The sequence below is a fragment of the Oligoflexus tunisiensis genome, from assembly GCF_001748245.1.
Lineage (GTDB): Bacteria > Bdellovibrionota_B > Oligoflexia > Oligoflexales > Oligoflexaceae > Oligoflexus > Oligoflexus tunisiensis.
Window position 1 is genome coordinate 6,087,638 of record NZ_BDFO01000001.1, and the last position, 21,647, is coordinate 6,109,284.

At 54.6% G+C, this 21,647-nt stretch carries 18 protein-coding genes and 1 tRNA gene; 13 read left to right on the forward strand and 6 right to left on the reverse strand.

The genetic code is table 11. From position 1 onward, the window contains the following. The first annotated feature begins 156 nt into the window (after positions 1–156). The 5 genes from OLTU_RS25185 to OLTU_RS25205 all read left to right on the forward strand — a co-directional run bounded on the left by OLTU_RS25185 (position 157) and on the right by OLTU_RS25205 (position 8,379). On the forward strand, positions 157–2,664 hold the full coding sequence (locus OLTU_RS25185) for an ABC1 kinase family protein (protein WP_141735495.1): 2,508 nt from the start codon (positions 157–159) through the stop codon (positions 2,662–2,664). An 86-nt stretch (positions 2,665–2,750) separates the two neighbouring features. Continuing rightward, entirely contained in the window at positions 2,751–5,420 is a 2,670-nt protein-coding gene (locus tag OLTU_RS25190) for an ATP-binding protein (RefSeq protein WP_141735496.1), read from the forward strand. Between the two features lie 84 nt (positions 5,421–5,504). Next, positions 5,505–7,175, forward strand: coding sequence for a tetratricopeptide repeat protein (locus OLTU_RS25195; RefSeq protein WP_176736945.1), 1,671 nt, complete (start codon positions 5,505–5,507; stop codon positions 7,173–7,175). Positions 7,176–7,349: 174 nt separating this feature from the next. Further along, positions 7,350–8,075, forward strand: a complete 726-nt coding sequence (locus tag OLTU_RS25200) for a hypothetical protein (protein ID WP_141735497.1) — start codon at positions 7,350–7,352, stop codon at positions 8,073–8,075. 13 nt (positions 8,076–8,088) lie between these two features. Then, positions 8,089–8,379, forward strand: a complete 291-nt coding sequence (locus OLTU_RS25205) for a hypothetical protein (protein WP_141735498.1) — start codon at positions 8,089–8,091, stop codon at positions 8,377–8,379. Positions 8,380–8,436: 57 nt separating this feature from the next. Here the strand turns inward: OLTU_RS25205 and OLTU_RS25210 are convergent, their stop codons facing one another. Further along, a complete protein-coding gene (locus OLTU_RS25210) occupies positions 8,437–9,252 on the reverse strand; it encodes an MOSC domain-containing protein (RefSeq protein ID WP_176736946.1) in 816 nt (271 codons plus the stop codon). Between the two features lie 184 nt (positions 9,253–9,436). On the opposite strand from OLTU_RS25210, the gene OLTU_RS25215 reads away from it, so the two are divergent. Further along, positions 9,437–10,423 (forward strand): AgmX/PglI C-terminal domain-containing protein, encoded by a 987-nt coding sequence (locus tag OLTU_RS25215; protein ID WP_141735500.1) that lies wholly within the window; start codon positions 9,437–9,439, stop codon positions 10,421–10,423. Beyond that, complete coding sequence (locus tag OLTU_RS25220) at positions 10,420–10,731, forward strand: DUF4389 domain-containing protein (protein ID WP_141735501.1); 312 nt, start codon at positions 10,420–10,422, stop codon at positions 10,729–10,731. The genes OLTU_RS25215 and OLTU_RS25220 overlap by 4 nt, the downstream gene beginning before the upstream one ends. 104 nt (positions 10,732–10,835) lie before the next feature. Here the strand turns inward: OLTU_RS25220 and OLTU_RS25225 are convergent, their stop codons facing one another. From OLTU_RS25225 to OLTU_RS25235, 3 genes are all read right to left on the reverse strand, one after another. After that, positions 10,836–11,489 carry a DUF4360 domain-containing protein gene (locus tag OLTU_RS25225; protein ID WP_141735502.1) on the reverse strand — a complete coding sequence of 218 codons (654 nt, stop codon included), beginning with the start codon at positions 11,487–11,489 and terminating at the stop codon, positions 10,836–10,838. Positions 11,490–11,800: 311 nt separating this feature from the next. Further along, positions 11,801–12,292, reverse strand: coding sequence for an STAS domain-containing protein (locus OLTU_RS25230; RefSeq protein ID WP_141735503.1), 492 nt, complete (start codon positions 12,290–12,292; stop codon positions 11,801–11,803). A gap of 97 nt (positions 12,293–12,389) precedes the next feature. Next, complete coding sequence (locus OLTU_RS25235) at positions 12,390–12,860, reverse strand: STAS domain-containing protein (protein ID WP_141735504.1); 471 nt, start codon at positions 12,858–12,860, stop codon at positions 12,390–12,392. Between the two features lie 103 nt (positions 12,861–12,963). Here OLTU_RS25235 and OLTU_RS25240 point away from each other — a divergent pair, with 103 nt between their 5' ends. Next, complete coding sequence (locus OLTU_RS25240) at positions 12,964–14,046, forward strand: sensor histidine kinase (protein WP_176736947.1); 1,083 nt, start codon at positions 12,964–12,966, stop codon at positions 14,044–14,046. Here the strand turns inward: OLTU_RS25240 and metH are convergent, their stop codons facing one another. Further along, a complete protein-coding gene (gene metH, locus OLTU_RS25245; protein ID WP_141735506.1) occupies positions 14,047–17,766 on the reverse strand; it encodes a methionine synthase in 3,720 nt (1,239 codons plus the stop codon). Positions 17,767–18,044: 278 nt separating this feature from the next. On the opposite strand from metH, the gene OLTU_RS25250 reads away from it, so the two are divergent. Further along, entirely contained in the window at positions 18,045–18,371 is a 327-nt protein-coding gene (locus tag OLTU_RS25250; protein WP_141735507.1) for a hypothetical protein, read from the forward strand. A gap of 45 nt (positions 18,372–18,416) precedes the next feature. Here OLTU_RS25250 and OLTU_RS25255 read toward each other — a convergent pair whose 3' ends face one another. Further along, positions 18,417–18,743, reverse strand: coding sequence for a PilZ domain-containing protein (locus OLTU_RS25255; protein ID WP_218110254.1), 327 nt, complete (start codon positions 18,741–18,743; stop codon positions 18,417–18,419). Positions 18,744–18,980: 237 nt separating this feature from the next. On the opposite strand from OLTU_RS25255, the gene trxC reads away from it, so the two are divergent. The 4 genes from trxC to OLTU_RS25275 all read left to right on the forward strand — a co-directional run bounded on the left by trxC (position 18,981) and on the right by OLTU_RS25275 (position 21,222). Next, complete coding sequence (gene trxC, locus OLTU_RS25260; RefSeq protein ID WP_141735509.1) at positions 18,981–19,418, forward strand: thioredoxin TrxC; 438 nt, start codon at positions 18,981–18,983, stop codon at positions 19,416–19,418. 132 nt (positions 19,419–19,550) lie between these two features. Further along, a tRNA-Leu gene (locus OLTU_RS25265) sits at positions 19,551–19,633 on the forward strand. A 153-nt stretch (positions 19,634–19,786) separates the two neighbouring features. Further along, the gene (locus tag OLTU_RS25270) at positions 19,787–20,389 is read left to right on the forward strand and encodes a type IV toxin-antitoxin system AbiEi family antitoxin domain-containing protein (protein WP_141735510.1); all 603 of its coding nucleotides are present in this window, start codon (positions 19,787–19,789) and stop codon (positions 20,387–20,389) included. After that, positions 20,386–21,222 (forward strand): nucleotidyl transferase AbiEii/AbiGii toxin family protein, encoded by an 837-nt coding sequence (locus OLTU_RS25275; RefSeq protein ID WP_141735511.1) that lies wholly within the window; start codon positions 20,386–20,388, stop codon positions 21,220–21,222. The genes OLTU_RS25270 and OLTU_RS25275 overlap by 4 nt, the downstream gene beginning before the upstream one ends. The last annotated feature ends 425 nt before the right edge of the window (positions 21,223–21,647 follow it).

The window sequence follows — 21,647 nt, forward strand, 5'->3', positions numbered from 1 at the left end:
CCGTAACTTCAATCGGGCGGCCTGTGGACCCTCCTCCTGCTCCGCGCCCCACCCCATGAACGCTTCATTCTTACGTCAGGTAAGAGGAGAAAAGTTCACCTTTTTGCCTCAGGTCCAGCCAGCATAATCCGAATAAAGACGGGGGAGCTGGCCCTTATGGCGAAACAAAAAATTTCAAGCGAACTCCTGCAATCCTGCGAAAAAAAGGTCAGGCAGAAATATCCTGTGGCGGATGATGGCCAGGAGACCCTGATTCAACTCTTTGCGGACCTGGAGGCGGCACGCATCCACTCGGAAGTGGACGCTCTGGAAATTTATTTCTGCATACTGCTCGTTCTCGATCTGAACAGAAATCTTCTTTCCATCAAGGAACGCGACAAGGTCAAACTCCTTGAACTCGGGGAAACCTGCCTCGGATTCTGCCAGATCCGACCCGTCACGTCCCATCACAGTCATCTTTATGAGCGCCTGTATCAGGCCATGGCAGGCAACAGCATTGTCCGTGGCGATGCCTGGGAAAGCGCCGTGCAGTCCATGCTGGGTGGATATCTGGGACGGGATGCCCGCACCAGCGAGGAACCCACGGCCTGGCTCCGCGCACAGCAGGCCTGGATGCTCGGGCATCTGCGCACGACCAAGATTGCCCTGCACACGGTTCTGATTGGGGAGCGCGAGGATGCCAGCGACCGCCGTCAGGCCTGGCGTCTTTTGATTCGTGCCTATCGTCTGAGTGGGGAACCGGATCAGGCGCTGTTGCAGGCACGGAGCTATCTTGAAGAGTTTGCGGATGATCCGCAGTGCGCGCTGGAAGTGGAATGGATACATCAGATCGCAGCCTTGCAAAAAGGCGCTGAGGCCAAGGCTCTGCATGAGTTCCTGGGCCATACGCCTTGGGAGTGGGAAAGCTTCGACCTTTGCCTGAGCCTCCTCTGGCTGGGCGCATCTCCTGGACATGAATTCCGCAAGGAGGCTGCCCTCTGGAAAACGAGGCAGGGGAAGGAATCCGCCGCAGGTCTGCATGAGCTCGGCCGGCAACTCATCAGCACGCTTGATGCCCTGCATGATCAAAGCAGCCCCCTCCAGCAACGCTTCGAAACGCTCGGCAAACGCCTCGTGGCTCTGCAGGCGCCGCATGACCCGGAAGCCGCCCTCTTATTTCTGGCCTGTGCCATCCGCTGGCTGACCCGCATCAAGCAAACGGCCTTTGCCTCGCTTTTAAACGATGAATACCGGGCTCAATCGTTTCGTCTCTCCGATGGCCGTTCTCCGGATGCGCTCGGGGTCCTGCGGGATATGACGGAATCGTTGCCTGTCGTCGTACACAAGGAGGCCGGACGCAGCCAGCAGAAATTCTATACGGGAACGACGCCGCGCTTTTTGAAAGTGGCGCAAACCATGGCGCGTTGCACCTTGCATCTGACGAAGCTCTACCTGAAGCATCGGGATCCTGTGGTGATGGAGCAGCAGCAAAAACAGATCTTTCTCGACTTTCTCAAGGATTTCGAACTGGTCCTCGGTGAACTCAAGGGTCCCGCCATGAAAATCGCGCAGATCATGGCAGCCAATTATTTCACTCACAAGGATGCGCAGGCCATCATGCAGGGGATTCACGAGGATGCCGCCCCACTGCCTTTCGCTGCGCTCAAGGATGGGATGGAGCGCGAGCTGGGAGAGCCTTTGGCGGCCTGCTTCCCGGTCTTTGATCCGGATCCTATCGCGGTGGCCTCCATCGGTCAGGTCTATCGGGCCACCGGACGGAACGGGGAGGACCTGGCAGTGAAAGTCAAATATCCCGGCATCGAGGAGGCTGTCCGTTCCGATATGCGCCTTCTGCGGCTGATCATGCCGCTTTCCCGTCAGCTCATTCCCGTCGAACATCTGCGCGTGGTGATGCAGCAGTTCTCCCAGCGCTTTCAACGCGAGTGTGATTATCGGCTGGAGTCGGACACGCAGATGGCGTTCCATCAGCTCTTTGCGAACGACCCCAACATCCGGATTCCCAGGGTGGACACCGGACTCAGCACCGCCTCCATTCTGGTGACCGAATTCGTGGAAGGCACCCGCCTCGATCAGTTCATCCAGACAGCGAGCCAGGCGGAGCTGAATGAAGTCGCGAAAAAGGTCATCCGCTTCACCGCCATCTCTTTTCTGAAGCATGGCATGCAGCACATCGATCCCAATCTTGCCAATTTCATCGTGACGCCTGATCAGGTGGCGGTGCTGGATTTTGGAGCCTGCTTTGAAATCCCGGACGATCTGCGCCGCCTCTACGTCCAGATCATGATCAGTCGCTTGCAGGGGGATTATGCCTCCCTTCATGAGCAGCTCATGCAATTGCAATTTTTTGAACGCCAGGACATGCCTTTCGATTTGTTCGTCCAGAAGCTCGGTCCGGCTTTCATGGCTCCGTTTGCCTTCGATACGGAACGTCCTTTCTATGATGACGATTATGAGGACATTACCAGTTATCTGCTGAAGCAGGGCCTGACCAGGAAAATCCGGCTCGATCCTCACTTTTTCTTCCCCAATTCCGGCTCGATTCTCACGGAAGGCGTGATCGCCCGTATCGGTGCGTGCATCAACTGGCACCAGCTTGTCCGGGATATATTGGTGGAAATTGGGCTGCTGGATGCAGCAGCGCCTGAGGTGAACGACAGCGCCTGACGCTCTGCGGTTTGCTCTTCTGGTATTGGAGCCCATGATCTTGTCCGTTAAACTAGGGGAAAAGCTTAACTCATGAAGGTGGACATATGCTGAACAAGTTCATTCGTCTGCTGCTAGCCGTCTGGGTCCTCGGTGCCATGACGCTGGAGGGTTGGAGCGCAGAAAACATGGCCGCGACCACACCCGCCTGTGACTCCTGCGCCTTCCAGGTTGAAAGCCTCGACGAACCGCTCCACCTCTCGGGATATTGGCTTTTTACACGGGATGATCAGCCGTCGAACAAGGATCCTGATCTGGATACCAGCAGCTGGACGGTGGTCAAGGCTCCCGGCTCCTGGAACAAGGTTTACGGCGATGGAAAAAATTTCCAGGTCGGCTGGTATCGGGGTGTCTTTCATTTCGCACCGGATCTAATCGGAAAAAAAGTGGTGCTCCTGATGGACAGCTTCCTGGCCGGCATGCAGGTGTATCGCGACGGCCAGCTGATTTATGAACGGGATGGGCTGCGGACGGATCAGAAATATTATGGCGTTCAGGCTGTTCCCATCACCTTCACCGTGACCCAGGCCCAGCACACCCTGGCCGTGCGCGTGGATACCCTGAATATGGTGGGCGTCTATCAGCTGCCCTTTGAGCTGCGGGCCCATGCGCGCGTGGATCGGATGCTGAGTGTCTGGCACTTCTTCTCGGGTGAGATGCGGACCTTCTCCGCATTCTTTGCCTTCTTTGCCGGCGCCATCTTCCTGCTCTACTTTGTGAAGACGGGTTATACCCTTTATCTTCTGACCACCGTCGCCTGTTTTGGCTTTTTCCCCTTCTTCCTGCATACCTCGGATTTCATGCAGAATCTGGTCGAACCGGATCGCAACTTCTGCCTTCACTTTATCGGTATCGTGCTCGGGCCCTTCTCTCTGAATCTTCTGGCTCAGTATCAGTACCGTCCCAGTCGCACCTGGTCCTGGATTCTAGGGAGTGTCGGCGTGGGGCTCAGTCTTTGGTTTGTCCTCCTGAGTCAGCGCTTCGACCTTGATCAGATGGTGCTGGCCCGCAAGCTGACCATCTTCAGTGCCCTGCTCTCGGTGATTCATGCCAAGGTCAACTATATCCGTTGCTTTCTGCGCAAGCCTGGAGCGGGATCCAGTCTTTATCTGCCCTGGGCGGCGGTGACCTTCTTCCTCGCGGTCGGCATTCATGATGTGCTCATCGCGCTCGGCAAAATCAACTCCGTCCAGCTGCTCTTTTCGGGCTGTCTGGTTGCCATTTTCGCCCAGGTGCTGGTGTCCTCGAATGCCCTGGCTGATACGCTGGTGCAAAACCGTCGTCTGGTGGCCAAACTCAAGGTGGTCAACGAGGAACTGGAACTCAAGGTTCAGGAACGCACCCGGGATATCCGTGAGATCCTGGATCACGTGAAGCATGGTTTCCTGGTCGTGGGCGAGGATCGGCGGGTGGGTCGTACCTTCAGTGCCTCGTGCGTCGGCATCTTTCGAACCGATCAGCTGGCGGATCGGGACGTGGCGGATCTTTTCCGTTTTGAGCCGGAAACAAGGGCCATGTTTATCCTGGCCTGCGAACAGATCTTTGAAAATATCATGCCGCTTGAGGTCACCACCAGTCTGATCCCGGCCCGCTTTGCCATTGAAGATCGCGTTTACGACGTCAGTGTGAAAGCGATCGAAAATGATAAAAAGGAAATCACGCGCCTGCTCTTTTCCATCAGTGATATCACCGAACTCGAGCACCTGCTCAAGGAAAACAAAAGACACCGCAGTCTCCTCCGCATCATTGCGCACCGCGATGCCTTTCTGCGCTTCATGGAAGAAACCGCGCAATGTCTGGAGAGGGCTCGTCAGGCCGTGCAGATCGGCGATCTGGCTCAGACCCGCATGCAGCTGCACACCATCAAAGGCAATGCTCTGATGTTCGGTCTTGAAGAATTTGCGCATGTGATCCACGGTCTGGAAACGCAAACGATAGTGCAGCAGAAGGATCTTGATCAGCTCACGATTCTGCTGCAGGAATTCGTGGACCAGAATGATGCCGTTCTGAATCTCAAGAGCGCGGATCAAAAACGCATGACCATCAGCCAGGAAGCCTTCGATCGCTATGCGGCCGAACTTCAGGCCGCCCGCGACCTCGGCACCGCACGCGAGATCTTCCGCCGTTTGATGCAGGAATCGAAACAACGCAGCGCCAGGGAACTGCTTGGCATTCTGCCGGAACAGGTGCAGGCTCTCGCGCAAAAACTGGACAAACGCGTCAACATCACGGTCGTCGGTGGAGATCTGCTGCTCGATCCTGAGACTGTGAGTCCGCTTATCGCCCAGCTGAGCCATGCTCTGCGCAATGCAGTCGATCATGGCATTGAAACCCCCGAGGAGCGGGAAGGCAAACCCGACCCGGCTCAACTGGAGATTGGTTTCTATGAAACAAGAGAAGGCTGGAGCATCCGCGTGACGGATGATGGGCGCGGCCTCGACCCCAAAATCATCGGGCAGCGCGCGGTGGAAAAAGGCCTCGTGACAGCCGCGGAATGTCAGAAACTCAGCAAGGAAGAAATTTACGAATTCATTTTTGCCGCCGGTTTTACCACCAGGGATCAGGCCACGGAAATCTCCGGACGTGGCCTTGGCATGGAAGCTTTAAGGCAGTCCGTGCGGGCTCTGGGCGGCGACCTCGTCCTGGAAAGTGAAGTCGGTCATGGCACGACGCTGATCCTTCATTGGCCGCGGTCCAGTTTCCAACAGGTGGCGTGAAGCACTGGTAAAAATAACCTCGGATTTTGTCTTGCCATTTGCCACTCGGCTCTCCTATACGAGAGGCAAATGGAGGATAAACACATGACGTTGTTTACGCATAAATTCCAAATGATCCCCGTGCTCCTATGTATGTCTCTCGGCTCCAGTTTCGCGCCACTCCAGGCCCAGGGCCCTGCCCAGGAGAAACCTCAGGCGCCCATCTTCTCCAACCTCGGCACCTGGCAGCATCCGATCAGCACCTCATCCAAGGAAGCGCAAAAGTTTTTCAATCAAGCTTTGATTCTCGCTTTTGGTTTCAATCATGCGGAAGCGGAACGTTCCTTCCTCGCGGCTGCTTTTTATGATCCCAACTGCGCGATCTGCTACTGGGGCGCCGCGTGGGTGCTCGGACCTAACATCAATGCCGGGATGGATGATGAAGTGGTCCCACGTGCTTACAGTCACGTTCAGGAAGCCAAAAAAAGGCTGACGCATGCCTCACCAAAGGAGAAGGCCTATATTCAGGCGATCAGTGAGCGCTATGTCGCCCAGCCCGTCAAGGATCGTGCGCCCCTCGATCGCGCCTTTACCGAGGCCATGAAAAAAGTGGTGCAGCAGTTTCCTTCCGATCCGGATGCGGCCACCATTTACGCCGAATCCATCATGGATCAGCACCCTTGGGATTTCTGGGATCGCTCGGGTCAGCCGCGGCCCTGGACGCCTGAACTCCTTTCTGTTCTGGAAGGGGTGATCAAAGCTCATCCGGATCATCCGGGAGCGCATCATTTCTATATCCATGCGGTGGAAGCCTCGAAAACCCCGGAGATGGGCCTCAAGAGCGCTGACCGTCTGGGTGGTCTGGTTCCTGGCGCCGGTCACCTGGTGCATATGCCGGCTCACATTTATATCCGCACCGGACGTTATCAGGACGCGGTTGTGGCCAATGAAAAGGCGGCGCTTGCGGATCAGGGTTACATCACGCAGTGCCAGGAGCAGGGTATTTATCCTTTGGCTTACAAGCCGCACAATTATCACTTCCTCTGGGCCGCGGCGACACTCTCCGGTCAATCCAAAAAGGCGTTTCAGGCCGCAGAGCACCTGGATCACCATACGGATAAGGACCTTATGAAAACGCCAGGACTGGAAACGCTGCAACACTATGCGTATACACCGCTCTACGCCATGGTTCGCTTTGGCAAATGGGATGAGATTCTCAAAGCGCCTGAACCAGCCAAGGAATTGATCTATCCTCGCGGCGTCTGGCATTACGCCCGAACCATTGCCTTCGCCCGCAAGAAAAACTTTGCGCAGGCCCAAAAGGAACTCGATCAAACGCGGGCGATCGCTCAGAATCCTGCCCTGGAGAATATCAGCATCTGGAATATCAACTCCACCAAGGGCCTCATGAAGGTGGCTCAGCATGTGGCGGCCGGTGAACTGGCTTTGGAACAGGGTCAGTTGCAAAAGGCGATCATGGAGCTGGACGCCGCGGTAAAAGCCGAGGATGAACTTCGTTACGATGAACCAGCCACGTGGCACCATCCGGTTCGGCAGATTTTGGGCCATGCCTACCTTCAGGCGGGTCGCTTCGATCAAAGCGTGAAAACCTATCAGGAGGATCTCGAGCTCTATCCGGAAAACGGTTGGTCGCTTTATGGATTGGCGCAAGCCCTGGAAAAACAGGGGAAAAGCAAGGAAGCCGCCAACGTTCGCGAACAATTCAAGAGAGCCTGGGCGATGGCAGACGTCGAACTTCGGGCTTCGCGGTTTTAAGTGAAAGCAGTTCAACTTTTTGCAAGAGCCTGGAAGCCGTGTCCCTCCTGGCCTCCCACGCGTATACTGAAACGGCCCATCGACTCACCATGGCTTGACAAGCGCCCCAGGCTCGATTAGCGTCGGTCACAGAACATCGCGCATCATAGCCAGGCCACGCGGGGGGACGACACGGTGGATCTTAGGTCATTTTTGCGGGAAAAGATCACCGCATGGACGGAGGCGAGTCGGCGCCATACCCTGCTCCATTTGGCAGAAAGAAGCCGTCTGGGTTACAGTACGGTACGTCGTCTTGCGTCTGGTGATGGTGAAGCCAATCTGCAAAGCCTTCTGCAGCTGGCGTCCGTGATCATGAGTCCCGAGGAGACGCGGCAGGCCGTGCAGGATTTTTTTCCGGAAGCACGCCTGGGCCTGGAGCGACCGTTCCGTTTTTTTCCGAATGAAAAACTGGATCCCATTTCCAGCAAAGAGGCCATGCTTGCTGTTGCCCTGAGTTGTCCGGACGGAGGCATTGATGCCCGGGAACTCGAAACCATCATGGGAACAAGGGCCGCGCGCTGTATTCAATCGCTGATCGATGCGGAAATACTTTGTCGCCAGGATGAGCGCGTGAAGTTAACCGCGGATTATTTCTTTGATCCCACACCTGAACGTGTTTTACGGTGGATGGGTTTTGTTTTGGACCTTTTTGATCGCGAACGTTCCGATCAAATGGGCAGTTTCACATCCCTGCGCATTGAAGGACTCAATGACAAGGGGATTGAGAGACTTCAGGAAGTGATGACCTTGGCTGAAAAATCCATCCAATCGATCCTGGATGACAAAAGCTGCCGGGGTTCGCAAAGTGTCGCAACCGTAGTGGTCAGTACTGTGTTGAATCCCAAGGCTCCATCTCCTTAACAGCGAGTGACTCATGCAAAGACTTCTCTTGAAATTCCTGGCTCCCGCCTTTCTGGTCGTGACCCCATTGGTCAGCGAACTTCCGGCTTCAACCTTTGGTGGCAGCACCGGTCCCCGGCAGTCTCAGGATGAGAATCTGCCGCGCATGGAAGTGGACAGCGGCACCTACCGTCGCACCAAGGCGCGACTCTCGGTCGAGGAAGTGGCTCCTCTCACTTTGCCAAGCGGATCGTATACGGTGAAAAAGTCAGAGGACTATATCGTCGAGTACAACAAGACCTTCCTGGTTGTACCGCGCGATTGAAGAGCAGAAAAAACTTGCCTGGCATGACGAACCCCTTTTTGGAAGGGGCCGCCAGCCTTATACTTCGACGGTCACGGTATCGCCGGGCTGAATCACGGCGCCGGCGCCCGACAGTAGCCAGGCATTCATACCAAAATAAACTTTGCTGCTGCCCAGCTTGCGATAGCGGGCCAGCGTTCGCAGAGGTTCCGGACCCGATGCGCCGGTCGTTTGATCGATGGTGGTGACATTGCAGCGACTGCTGAGCTTGCTGAGACGCAGCCGCACCCGGCCGCCGATATTCAGCGTTTGCACGGTGTCCTCCGCATGCGGCTCCCAGCCCTTGATCACGAGGCTGGGACGGAAACGGTCCATGCCGATCGGCTTTTCTCCCGTCGCCTGCAATTTTTCATTGAGAAGATCCAGGGATTCCTGACTGATGATGAGATAGGGAAAGGCATCGGCAAAAAGATAGGGCGCCTGCCGGTCTTCGGTGTATTGGGCTTCCACCAGCCGTGGATGCTGGGGCATTGCCTCACAGAGGCGAACGTCCTGCTGCAGGATGCTCGAAAAAAAGGCAGCCGCTGTATCCCCAAGGTCCCAGGCTTCGACGGTATCCTTCCAGACCGTGACCGGTCTCGTCGTGCACTGCGAGCGACTTCCCCGATCCAGGGTCAGGGCGCGATCCTCATAACGGAAATGAAGCTGCGAGTTCACCTGAGTCTCAATAAGAGCCATCCTTGCATGTTCGCGCTGGGTCAAAAATCGACCCTGGGCATCGACCAGCAGCCAGCGGCGATCATCCGGGAAGCCGGTTTCCAGGGCCTGCGCCTGGGACAGGGCCTCGCCCCGGCCGCCCTTCAAGGGATAACGATACAGTTCCGCAATCTTCATGGGCAGCTCATCTCCTAAAGCAACGTTTGCCCATATCGCCATGGATGGGCAGCTCATCTCCTAAAGCAACGTTTGCCCATATCGCAATGGATGGGCAGCTCATCTCCTTAAGCAACATTTGCCCATATCACGGCTGTTATGATTGAGCCAGCACCTTTAAAAGGCGCGCGCCAGGGGATCCGCATTGAAACTCCAATTTCTTATTCCCATCCTTATTGGGCTGATCCTTTCGGCGGGATCACCTCTTGCCGATGATCCCTATACGCCTTTGGAACCCTGGGGAGGCGAACTCCTGCCCAAGGATTATGGCGGATTTTATGTGAAGATTCGCCTGCAGGGCTTCAAGAAGAACTCCCGCGGGCTCGCTATCACGAGCAACGTCTTTATTCACTTGCACGAAGTGAGTCAGGGTAAAAAATACGTAGTCAGTCAGCCGCTCGGCACCGATACGACAGGTCAGCAAAGGGTCTGGAAGATTCCAGCCGGCAACTACCAGGTCCAGAAACTGAGCCTGAACGATAACTCGGGTCTGACGCGAACCTGGATCAGCAAGGGCAAGCCGCAGATCTTTATCCGGCATCTCTTCCTCTCCAATCTGGGCGACCTGGTGCTGGCACCCGGACAGGGCAAGGCGCTGATGGCGCTCTTTCAACCGGCTCCCGACAAGTTTGTGAATACCTTTCAGCACGATGCCTTTGCCGGTGTGATGGATGGCTACACGCAAAAGATTCAGAAAAAACTCGGCGGGTCGGAACTCTTCGCCAAATCCGAGGATAGCTTCAGCACCAGCGATGAAGCGCGCGCGGCGTTTTCAACGCAACGCCAGATCTCCATGCACTACAAGGTCGATCTCGGGAAGGAGCAGCGCTATTCGAAGAGCATCGTCAGTACCCTGGTTTCCCAGGACCTCGATCTGCGAACCTGTTACATGGATCAACTGGATCGCGACGGTTCCCTGCAGGGCCAGATTTCCTTTCGCTTTCGCGTCAACAAGGGGGACGGCGCCATGCAGAATCTCAAATACAGCGGGGGCACTCTGAACAGCAAGAAGGTCGTGGAGTGTCTTTATTTTGCACTCGGCAAGATGCAATTTCCGATCGCCAAAAATTTGGACGGTCGCGTGACGTTTTATTTCACTTTTAAAGACGAAATGGGGAGGGCTAGCCCATGAATCCGGAGGCCATTATCGACAACATGAAGAATGTGGAAACCTGGAGACGCGCGGTTCCCATGCTGGTGCTATTCGTCGCGTTCTATTCGCTGGTCCAGCCGATTCTGATTGCCCTGATGCTGGTTCAGTTCTTCGCGCAGCTGCTCTTTCAAAAGCGGCTCGAAAACCTGTACGCATTCAGCGTCGATCTCGCCAACTACTCGCGCAATATCTGGCTTTTCCTGACTTACAACAGCGATCAAAAGATGTTTCCCTTCGCTGACTGGTCGAGCAGCTGTCACATAGGACAGGAACGGCAGGAGATTTAGACCCCGTGGCCAGATTCTTCGTTTTGGCCACAGGCTATAAAGCCCTTGCCCGGAAAGGCAAGGGCGCCAGTGAGTGACTCTTCAGCCTTCCCTCACTTCAACCATTACTGGCAGCGTCTCCAGGTCAGACCAAAGACTTGTGTGATTTCGCCATCGATCGAGTCGTTGGTAATCAAGCCCTGTGCATTGGGATATTTTCTGGAATTGATGTTGGAAACTCGGATCGAGGTGTTGATGTTCAAGGCGCGTTCCTTGGCACAATCAGACCAGGTGTCGGGCATGATAGCCGAGTTCAGACCGATCTTATCGGTATAGACGAAGTCTTCCGACAGAGGACCATACTTGTCAGCCGAGAAGGTACCGGTTTTGCCTTGACCTTCAAAGAAGTAAGAGGTGGTGTGAGTCGCGCGGATGCCTTCATCCAGACCCATGAAGCCGCGGTAGTAGAAGCTGCCGATCGAATATTGCCAGCCCACAGGAACTTTCAGAGTTGCGGTCACAACGCAGTTCTTACGGGAAGCGGTGGGGGACATGCCCGGGCCGGTTTCAGCCACGAATTCCGAGAAAGTCAGCGTGAAAGCCTGCTTGTCATCTGAGATATTCTGAGCCACGGTTCCCAGGGGGCAGCCGGAGCCGTTGACCTTGATGCTTTTGATCGTGACAGGTTCAGCGGGAACAAGGATGTCAGCGAAAGAAACAGATGATACCAGCAGCGCAGCGGGGGCAAGGGCTTTAACAAGATGTCCTACCATGCTCATACGAAATACCTTTCCTAGAGTTTATTGAGTCGAGGAGCAATTTCCAACACGAGCGTTATATTGCAGAGCTCGTGCCAGGCATGAGCGCAGACCATCGTGGGCACTCTATTTTCTTAATTGATTTTAAATCTTAAAATTCAATGAGTTACATGCGTATTTAATGGCATACACACGTTTATTTAGGTCGCATCGCAAGACGAAGAGACTGAGATTCACGAAGATCACTAAGATCAAAAAAGATCTCTGCGATGATCTCAGACGCTGAGATGAACAAAGATAAAAAGCTGTTCATAGGAATTAAAAAGAATCGATCAAGACACCTGGCGCGGTTTCATAAAGCGAAGAAAAGCGAAATAAATATCCGGATTATGATCGAGTTCGAGCGCGTCACTGCACTTCGGACAGGCTTCGGTCAGCCGCGAGGAGACATGAGGTGACTCACAGATTTGGATATCGCGTCCTGGTACGAAGAGTTTCCTGGTTTCATATTCGCACGAAGCACAATGAAAATGCACAAAGAAGGATTCCACATATCCATTTTTCCCGACAAACTCAGGAATCATGGAAAATTGTTCCACCACCACCGATGAACAATTACGCAGCACCAGCTTGATCTTGTGCTTCATGATGGTCTGAATCCAGCTGCGGATGCCGGAGCTGTTCATGCGTGTGACGTCTGAGAAATCGACGATCATGGTATTCTCGGCGCAACGGACGAACTCGGAGAAATCCGCGTACTCGTCCACGATGCCGGCAATTGCGACTTCGTTCGGGCCCAACCACTTGATCGTGCAGTGCTTCATGCTCCAACCTCTGATGAAGCATCGGCGTCCCATCAGGGGACTTGAGCCCACCCGGCCGGCCGCAAATTTTTTGACAAAAGTCCCAAAATGCAAGGGCCTATTCTTTCAGAAACAAGAGCAAGGATTCAGCATCCTCTTGAAGCGAAAGACTGGAACCACAGCGTTCGCATACCTGGCGTCCCATCTCCTCCCGCAGCGCGGCCTTGCCGATCCGGCAGGTAAAACCGATCGACTTCTCAAAGCCGCAGCTTTTGCAGGCGAAATCCGCTTGAAAGGACTGAATCTCAACCCCCTGGGACAGAGCGGGCATCATGTTGATCTGCTGCAGAAAGTCCATGGGACAGTGTTCATAAGCCACCTCCCGACCGTCACGCAAAACCCGCAGGAAGTTCACCCAGGTACGGATGCCCAGGGAATTGAAATATTCGACTTCAGAAAAATTAACCAGGACCTGCTTTCTCATCTGCGGGAGCGTGGCTCGCAGCGCGGGTCCGGCTTGATCATCTATGGGACCAGCCAGGATGAGCCTGGTTTGTTGATCCTGCTGCTCCACAGTCACTTGCAGCACGGCGCCTCCCTCGGCAAAAGGTTCCCTCTTTTCCCAAGGCTTCAGTATGCAAAAATATAGAAGAGATCACCAGATCAAAAAGGCAGCAGCCGTCAGGGGACGCATGCATTCCTGGAAACTTGAAGACATTATTTTTCATGCCCCTATCCTATGCTTTGTCATCGATAGGGATGAGCAGCTGATCCTTCTGAGCGGAGGGCTCGCGGATCAATTGGGTTTGAAGCCGGAGGAGGAGCTGGGCAAACCGGCTTTCAAAATCCCGGCCCTGCCGATCAAACGAAGTCATTTCCGTAAGGCCCTGAGCGGTCATACGTTCAGCATAACGCTATCGGTGCAAGGCGCGAGTTATGAAACATCGTTGAAGCCCCTGGAAACGGACGGGGAAATCCATGCCGTCATGGGCATGACAGCTGACATGACGAAGCATCTGCAGATGGAGCAGTTTCTGGACGATGAGCGGCATCGGCTGCTCGCCTCGCAGCGCCTGAATTCATTGGCAGGCATTGCCAGCGGCCTGGCTCATGAAATTAACAATCCCCTGGCCATCATCAGCGGCTATGCGGAGCAGCTGCATGCGCAGGCGCAAAAAGGCCAGCTTTCCGGGGATCGTCTGATCTTTTCCACCAGCAAGATCGTCGAGGCGTGCACGCGCTGCCACATGATAATTGAAAGCCTGAAGCACTTTGCCCGCGACGGCTCGCATGATCCCTTTGAGAGCTGTTCGGTGAACGACATCGTAACGGTCGCGCTGCAGCTGAGCGAACAGACCTTTCATGCCATGGGCGTGAAATTGGAATGGCGGCGCCTGCCGCATGATATCGAGCTGAAAGGCCGGCGGCTCCAGCTCATCCAGGCGCTTTTCAACGTGCTCAGCAATGCCTGTGAAGCCTCGCTGCAGGTGAAGGAGCCCAAGGTCAGCATTCAGGTGCTCGATCATGGCGATCGGGCCAGCATTGAAGTGATGGACAATGGGCCCGGCATTCCCGAGTCCCTGCGGGTCAAGATCTTTGAACCTTTTTTCACCACCAAGGATCAGATGCGCAGCGTGGGCGTCGGCCTGAGCACCGCCAAGGGCATGGTCGAGGAGCACGAGGGCCGCATCAGTTTCATCAGCACCCCCGGCGCCACCTGCTTTTCCATTTCCCTGCCTAAAATTCCAGCCCGCACCACCGAGCAGGCGTCCTGATCAATAGCCTTTGTTCGGCTGCAGCCAGCGTTCCACGATGGCAAGATCGAGGCCTTTGCGTCTGGCATAATCTTCCATCTGATCCCGATCGATCGAACCGACGCGGAAATATTCCGCTTCGGGATGGGAGAAATAATAGCCCGACACCGACGACCCCGGATGCATGGCGTAACTCTCGGTGAGTTTGATGCCGGCATTTTTTTCCACATCCAGGAGCTGCCAGAGGGTGCCCTTCTCCGTGTGATCCGGACAGGCCGGGTAACCGGGAGCCGGACGGATGCCGCGATATTTTTCCTTGATCAGATCCTCAAGGCTGGTGTTTTCCTGGGCACCAAAGCCCCAGACTTTCCGCATTTTCTTATGGATCATCTCGGCCATGGCTTCCGCCATGCGATCCCCGAGGGCCTTGATCATGATCGCCGTATAGTCGTCGTGTTTCTTTTCAAAGGAATGCGCCCACTCCTCCACTTCCGAACCCGCCGTCACCGCAAAGCCACCGATGTAATCGAGGCGTCCCGAGTCCTTGGGCGCGATGAAATCCGCGAGGCAGTGAGCCGGCTTGCCTTCTGAGCGTTCCTTCTGCTGGCGCAGGAAGTGCAGCGTCGTCAGCACCGCGCTGCGATTTTCATCGGCATAGACTTCGACATCATCGCCCACCCGATTCGCGGCCCAGAGGCCGGTGACGGCGCGGGCGTTGAATCTGTGATTTTTGATGATGTCCTCGAGCAGTTTCCGGGCATCGTTGAATAGCTCCTGAGCCTGCGGGCCCCAGGTCTTATGCGTCAGCACTTTGGGATAAAGGGCCTTGATATCCCAGGTCCAGAAGAACGGCGACCAGTCGATATACGCGGCGATCTCGTCAAGCTTGAGGTCCTCATGCTCCCACACACCGAGGCGTGTCGGGCGATCGATCGGAAGGTTTTTCCAGTCGCTTTGGAAGGCCTGTTTCCGGGCTTCTTCGATGGAGAGGAACTGACTTTCGCGCAGCGAGGCGGCATGGCGTTCCCGAAGCACCTGCTGATCCGCCTTGTTTTTTTCGATATAGGCGTCGCGCCGCTCGGAGCTCATGAGATCATTGCAGACCTCGACCACGAGCGAGGCATCCGCCACATGACAGACGGCACTGTTGTAAGCCGGTGCGATCTTGATGGCTGTATGCGCGCGGCTGGTCGTGGCGCCACCGATCAGAAGCGGAATGGTGAAGCCCTGCCTTTGCATTTCAGCCGCGTTATGAATCATCTCATCGAGGGACGGCGTGATCAGACCCGAGAGTCCAATCATATCGGCGTTCCATTCCCTGGCCTTGCGCAGAATGTCCTCACAGGACACCATCACGCCCATATCCACGACCTCGTAGTTGTTACAGGCCAGGACCACGCCGACGATGTTTTTGCCGATATCATGCACATCGCCTTTGACCGTCGCAATCAGGAAGCGGCCCTGACTCTTGCGCGAGGAAACCTGCGACTGGGCCTGGGCTTTTTCCTTTTCCTTCTCCATGAAAGGCTGAAGATAGGCCACGGCCTTTTTCATCACGCGGGCGCTTTTCACGACCTGGGGCAGGAACATCTTGCCTTCACCAAAGAGGCCGCCGACGATTTTCATGCCGTCCATCAAAGGACCTTCGATCACATCCAGAGGCCGGGGCAGACGCTGACGCGCTTCCTCGGTATCCGCATCAATGAAATCATCGATGCCTTTGACCAGAGCATGAGCCAGACGTTTCTCAACGGGGAGCTGGCGCCAGGCATTCTTATCGGATTCCTTGGCCGTCCGCGTCTGGTCCTTGAATTTCTCGGCGTAATCGATCAGGCGCTCGGTGGCATCAGGGCGCCGGTTGAGGAGCACGTCCTCGACCATTTCCCTGAGCGTTGGTTCGATTTCCTCGTAAACCTCGAGCATGCCCGCGTTCACGATTCCCATATCGAGTCCGGCGCGGATCGCATGATAAAGGAAGCAGGCGTGAATGGCTTCACGGACCGGATTGTTGCCGCGGAAACTGAAGGAGACGTTGGAAATCCCGCCGCTCGTCAGAGCCCCGGGACACACCTGTTTGATTTCGCGAACCGCTTCGATGAAGTTGATCGCGTAGTCGTTGTGTTCCTCCATCCCGGTGGCGACAGTCAGAACATTCGGATCGAAGATAATATCATGCGGATCGAAGCCCACCTCTTCGGTTAGGATGCGATACGCGCGCTGACAGATGCGAACCTTTTCATCCTTGGTCGCCGCCTGGCCCTGTTCGTCGAACGCCATGACCACCACGGCCGCACCGTAGCGCTGCAGAAGGCGGGCCTGGGCGATGAATTTCTCCTCGCCCTCTTTCAGACTGATGGAGTTGACGATGCACTTGCCCTGCACGCAGCGCAGACCGCGTTCGAGCACCGACCACTTGGAGCTGTCGAGCATGACGGGAACCCGGGAAATATCCGGCTCCGCCGCGATCAGATTCAGGAAGCGTTCCATACAGGCTTCGGAATCCAGGAGGCCTTCATCGAAGTTGATGTCGATGACGTTGGCGCCGCTTTCCACCTGCTGACGGGCCACTGTCAGGGCCGCATCGAAGTTGCCTTCCTTGATCAATTTCGCAAAGCGTGGCGAACCGGTGACGTTGGTCCGTTCGCCGACCATATAGAAAAGACCGCTTTGCGGTTTGATAATGAAGGGTTCCAGTCCACTAAGGCACGTGGCCGGCTCCAGGCGTGGCACGAGGCGCGGCTGGTGCTGGCGCATTTTCCGGGCGATCGCCCCGATGTGATCGGGCGTGGTTCCGCAGCAGCCGCCGACGATGTTGATCAGACCGCTGCCGGCAAATTCATCCAGAAGCGCCGAGGTCATGTCGGGTGTTTCATCATAACCGGTATCACTCAAAGGATTGGGCAGACCGGCGTTGGGGTAACAGCTGATAAAGCAGTCGGCGATGCGCGAGAGGGTTTCAATATAAGGGCGCATTTCCTTGGCCCCGAGCGCGCAGTTGATCCCGACGCTCAAAGGTTTGGCATGGCGCACGGAATACCAGAAGGCCTCGACCGTTTGTCCGGAAAGCGTGCGGCCCGAAGCATCGGTGATGGTCACCGAAAGCATGACCGGCAGACGATAAGGATGTTCATCGAAGAATTTTTCGATGGCGAAGATCGCGGCCTTCAAATTCAGCGTATCAAAGGTTGTTTCGGGGAGCAGGATGTCCACGCCGCCGTCGACCAGACCGCGGATCTGCTCGTAATAGGCATCGACCAGCTGCTGATAGGTCACGGCACGGAAGGCCGGATTATTGACATCCGGTGACAGCGAAGCCGTCCGGTTCGTCGGTCCCAGGGCTCCTGCGACATAACAGTCACGCTCGGGATGCTTCTTTTTGAATTCCGCGACAGCTTCCTTGGCCAGTTCCGCGGCTTTTTTATTCAGCTCGTAGACGATGTCTTCGAGATGATAATCAGCCTGCGCAATGCTGGTGGCGCTGAAGGTGTTGGTCTCAATGATGTCGGCGCCACCTTCGAGGTAGGCCAGATGAATTTCCCTGATGACATCAGGCCGGGTCAGGCAGAGCAGGTCGTTATTGCCCTTGAGGTCCACGCGGGGATTGGGAAAACGATCGCCGCGAAAGGCGGACTCGTCCAACTTATAGCGCTGAATCATGGTGCCCATGGCGCCATCGAGTATGAGAATACGTTCGCGTAGAGCTGCTTCCAGCTCCTGACCCCGAATGGATAAGGGTTTCATGGGAGTTCCTTATTACTGTCCGAAAGCACATAATCTTAACAGCTTTCGGCAAAATTACCAAAGTTTCCCGCCGAGGACATTGAGTTTATTACAACCTGGTCGGAGACCCGCGGCTGGCTGGCCTTTTTCGGGAAAAGGTCGTTTATGCGCCCCGGTAAATCTTGTCGCAAATCCGTGAAATCAGTCCGGGAAAGGCCAACCCTCAGCGTCAGATTAGTACAACCGATTTGACTTTATAAGTTTGGAGATGAAAGCCGCTCATTTATCCAGGAGACGCTATGTACAAAGAAGGCCCAGGTGAACCCAGTCGACTCGAAGACGAGTACTTCTACAAAAAGGACCGTGAGTTGATCGATAAGATGAAGGCCGCGGAACAGCAGAAGAAGGAAATCCTGGAACGCACCCAACACTATCATAAATGCAGTAAATGTGGGCATGGCATGGAAGAAAGGGTGCGGGGTGAGATCAGTTTGCTCTGTTGCCACCACTGCGAATCGGTGCATCTTTCGCTCAGAACCCTGGAAAGCCTGGCTCACCACGGCCGGCTCAAGGCTGTCATCAACGACCTGCAGGACCATCTGAGCACTCTCAAAGAGTCCGCATGAATTTCGGCCTGGGACCTTGCTTGGAGCGGGGTCCTGGGTGGCCGTTTACGGTTTGCGCAGGCGGGCCTCGTCGACGCGATCCACCAAAGGCTGCAGGGGCCTGTTGTTGCTGACCGTTATCAGCCCTACGCGAAAGCTGGCCTCCTGAAAATCATAATCCGCTTCCTGCAGTTCACACCACACCACGCTGCACATCACAGTCAGGGCCATCGGAGCGCCAAAAGTGAGTCGCAAAACCTCGCCGGCTTCCAGGCGATCGGACAGCAGGATTCCGAGGCCACTGGGCGAAACATCCCAAACCAAAAAGGGAATCTGAGACTCATCACCCAACTCACGGCCGGATAAAAGTCCTTTGATTTCAATAGGTAACACCTGGACCCTAGGTTCCCTTTGTTTTTTAAAGGGTTTCTTGGCTAACAGCATGGTTCCTCCGCTGCGACTCGACGTTTTATGTATCGTCCGCGGCTGAGTTTTCTTTAAAAAGCCGCGGGCTTTGGGGAAAAAGAAACGATCAGGCAGAGTTGGGGATCCCCCTTGTGCAAGGAAAAAGCGGACTTACCTTAGAGGAAGGAGCGGAACTGGCGCGGACTGATAGCAGGAGTTTCGGTGATGGATAAAACCTATGTGGCTTGTTTAAAGTGTCATGCAGTGAATCGCGTTCCTTTGGAGAAAACCAATCAGCATCCCAACTGTGGGCAATGCAAAAGTCCTCTTCCCATTCATGGCGCTCTTGTTGAGCAGGATCCAGCTGGCCTTCAGGCCCTGATTCGCGCGGCGGATCGGCCCGTAGTGGTGGACTTCTGGGCTCCCTGGTGTGGCCCTTGTCTATCCTTCGCACCCACCTATGAACGGGTGGCGAATCAACAGAAAGAGCACTTCATCTTTGCCAAAGTCGATACGGAGAAATATCCGCTGGCCTCGCAAACCTATCAGGTGCGCGGCATTCCCACTCTTGTGCTCTTCGACAAGGGACACGAGAAGCAAAGAATCTCCGGCGCACTGCCCATGCCCCACTTCGTTCAATGGCTGGGCCAGGCGAGCGTATGAAACGTCTCACAGCGGCACTCCGGTCAGGTTGCCGCTCTCGGCTTTTTTTGATTTTTTCTCTTTACAGCTGCAAGGCTTCTCCGCATAATCGGGTCCTCTCAGGGGTTGCCCCTTTGGGATCTACCGAAGAATGCCTCAGTGGTGGAATGGTAGACACGCTGGATTCAAAATCCTGTGTCCGCAAGGACGTGTCAGTTCGAGTCTGACCTGAGGTATTTTCTCTTCTTCTTCTCTCTTCGTTTTCGCAGGAATTTTCCAGCCAAGTGTCTGAATAATTTTGAATTCCAGAGTGCCTCGAGGCATTGTCTGAATTTAAGAGAAATGTTAAAATTTATCTTGAAATCAGACATCATCGAGAACCCTTGATAATGACTAAAGAAAAAGACAAGAAAAACCACACCCCGAGTACTGAAATCATCCAAAGGCTCGGGCTCTTTCGCACCTCGGACGCCATAAAAGAAGGCGTCTCGCAAAGAACTCTCTCCCGCATGGTCGAAGCGGGAACCCTCTCAAGGCTTGAGCATGGGATTTTTCTTCACCCGGACTTTGAGCGCATGGACGAAGTCGAATTCATCCAGGCCTGCCTGCGATTCGGCCCCGATGCGGCCATCGGTGGTCTCACGGCTTTCTCCTATTATGCCGTCACCGAACAGGTTCCAACCCAGACCTGGGTCATGGTTTCAAACTCAATCCGAAATCTCTATCCCAAAAGCTATCGAGTTCTTCGAACCAAACATGACCTCAAGGTGGAAATCGAGGAACACGAAGGCTGGCGCATCGTTTCCCTGGAAAGAGCCATCATCGAGGCTTTTGTTTATCATACAAAGATCGGCTATCAGACGGCCCTGATCGCTGCCAGGACGGCTCTTTCAGAGAAGAAAATCACAGAAAAAAGCCTTGCAACCGCAGCCGAGCGCCTTCAGTGCTGGCCTCAGATCGCAAAAAACTGGGAGGCAATCACAACAAAATGACAAATCTTCTCCCCGCCCAAATCAAATCCATCGAGGCCAGGCTCTTGAATATCGCCAAAGGTCATGGCCGAAGCCCGATGGATCAAAGGATTCTTTTTCTTCTGGAGCGAACCCTCGCCCGTCTCGTCCTGGACCCTGACCTCCATAAGGGACTGATATTCAAAGGAGGCTTTGTCGGCATGCGGGTTTATGGCTCTGAAAGATTTACGACTGATATTGATGCGGCCTTGTCCGGAATATCTTCGGAAAGAGCCATCGAGAAGATCAAAAGGGCTATGCTCGGAGACTTGGCTGATGGGGCTTGGTTTCACTTTGAAAGACAAGAAGAAACTGATGCTCAGGGAGATTACGGTGGACTCAGCCTAAAATTTCGTGGAGGGCTCGGTGAACCACCTTCAAAAATTGAAAAGGCTCTTCGAATCGGAATTGACATTGGCATCGGTGATCCCGTGACACCATCACCAATTCAAAAGCAGATTCCGCAGAGCATCGGTGAAGGAACGATCTCCTGGTCAGTCTACCCCGTGGAAACTATGATCGCAGAAAAACTTCATGCTCTCCTATTTCTTGGCAGCAGAAATTCACGTTCCAAGGATATTTATGATATGAACTTATTCTGGAACAAGGCTGATCCACTTGCGTTAAGGCAAGCCATCGAGCGGACCTTTGCTTATCGGGAATTTCCCGTGCCTCAGTCCATATCAGAGGCTATATCAAAGATTGACATGACAATTCTCAAGAGGGGATGGGCATCAGCCATAGCCTCGGTTTCTGAAACAGTAGATTTTGACGAAATCTTGGCTTCATTGATACAAAAAGCCATGAAGATCTGAATGACTCGATCAGGTTTTGTTAAGACAGAATCCAATCAAATCAAGGGAACTGAATTCTTCTGGAGGAGGGTATTTCAAACCCAATCACCTGTCATGAGTCTGATGATTTACTGACGTGTGATGCATGATCTCCAGATTTTCATAGATCTCCTGCGGAACCAGGAGAATGGGACGTAGGAGAGGACATCGATGCAATCCCTTTGAAGTATTTATAGGCAGACGTATCAGCTGTGAGACTTGAAACCTCATCACCTTCAGCCAAGCCTTTCCCCAAACGGAACCCTATGACATACAGGCACAGACTTGATGATAGGCTATTCCGTCCTTCAACTGGCCATCGAACTCCAACCATCCTTGCAATTCAGGACAGAGAGCTCATAACGCAGGGTTTGCGCGTGCGAAACCTAAGAATGATGACGTCCAAA

What these genes read in the sequence shown, in the direction of transcription:
- OLTU_RS25185 (WP_141735495.1), top strand. Translation starts at nt 157, where the DNA reads ATGGCGAAACAAAAAATTTCAAGCGAACTCCTGCAATCCTGCGAAAAA.
- OLTU_RS25190 (WP_141735496.1), top strand. Translation starts at nt 2,751, where the DNA reads ATGCTGAACAAGTTCATTCGTCTGCTGCTAGCCGTCTGGGTCCTCGGT.
- OLTU_RS25195 (WP_176736945.1), top strand. Translation starts at nt 5,505, where the DNA reads ATGACGTTGTTTACGCATAAATTCCAAATGATCCCCGTGCTCCTATGT.
- OLTU_RS25205 (WP_141735498.1), top strand. Translation starts at nt 8,089, where the DNA reads ATGCAAAGACTTCTCTTGAAATTCCTGGCTCCCGCCTTTCTGGTCGTG.
- OLTU_RS25210 (WP_176736946.1), bottom strand. Translation starts at nt 9,252, where the DNA reads ATGAAGATTGCGGAACTGTATCGTTATCCCTTGAAGGGCGGCCGGGGC.
- OLTU_RS25220 (WP_141735501.1), top strand. Translation starts at nt 10,420, where the DNA reads ATGAATCCGGAGGCCATTATCGACAACATGAAGAATGTGGAAACCTGG.
- OLTU_RS25225 (WP_141735502.1), bottom strand. Translation starts at nt 11,489, where the DNA reads ATGAGCATGGTAGGACATCTTGTTAAAGCCCTTGCCCCCGCTGCGCTG.
- OLTU_RS25230 (WP_141735503.1), bottom strand. Translation starts at nt 12,292, where the DNA reads ATGAAGCACTGCACGATCAAGTGGTTGGGCCCGAACGAAGTCGCAATT.
- OLTU_RS25240 (WP_176736947.1), top strand. Translation starts at nt 12,964, where the DNA reads ATGCATTCCTGGAAACTTGAAGACATTATTTTTCATGCCCCTATCCTA.
- metH (WP_141735506.1), bottom strand. Translation starts at nt 17,766, where the DNA reads ATGAAACCCTTATCCATTCGGGGTCAGGAGCTGGAAGCAGCTCTACGC.
- OLTU_RS25250 (WP_141735507.1), top strand. Translation starts at nt 18,045, where the DNA reads ATGTACAAAGAAGGCCCAGGTGAACCCAGTCGACTCGAAGACGAGTAC.
- trxC (WP_141735509.1), top strand. Translation starts at nt 18,981, where the DNA reads ATGGATAAAACCTATGTGGCTTGTTTAAAGTGTCATGCAGTGAATCGC.
- OLTU_RS25270 (WP_141735510.1), top strand. Translation starts at nt 19,787, where the DNA reads ATGACTAAAGAAAAAGACAAGAAAAACCACACCCCGAGTACTGAAATC.
- OLTU_RS25275 (WP_141735511.1), top strand. Translation starts at nt 20,386, where the DNA reads ATGACAAATCTTCTCCCCGCCCAAATCAAATCCATCGAGGCCAGGCTC.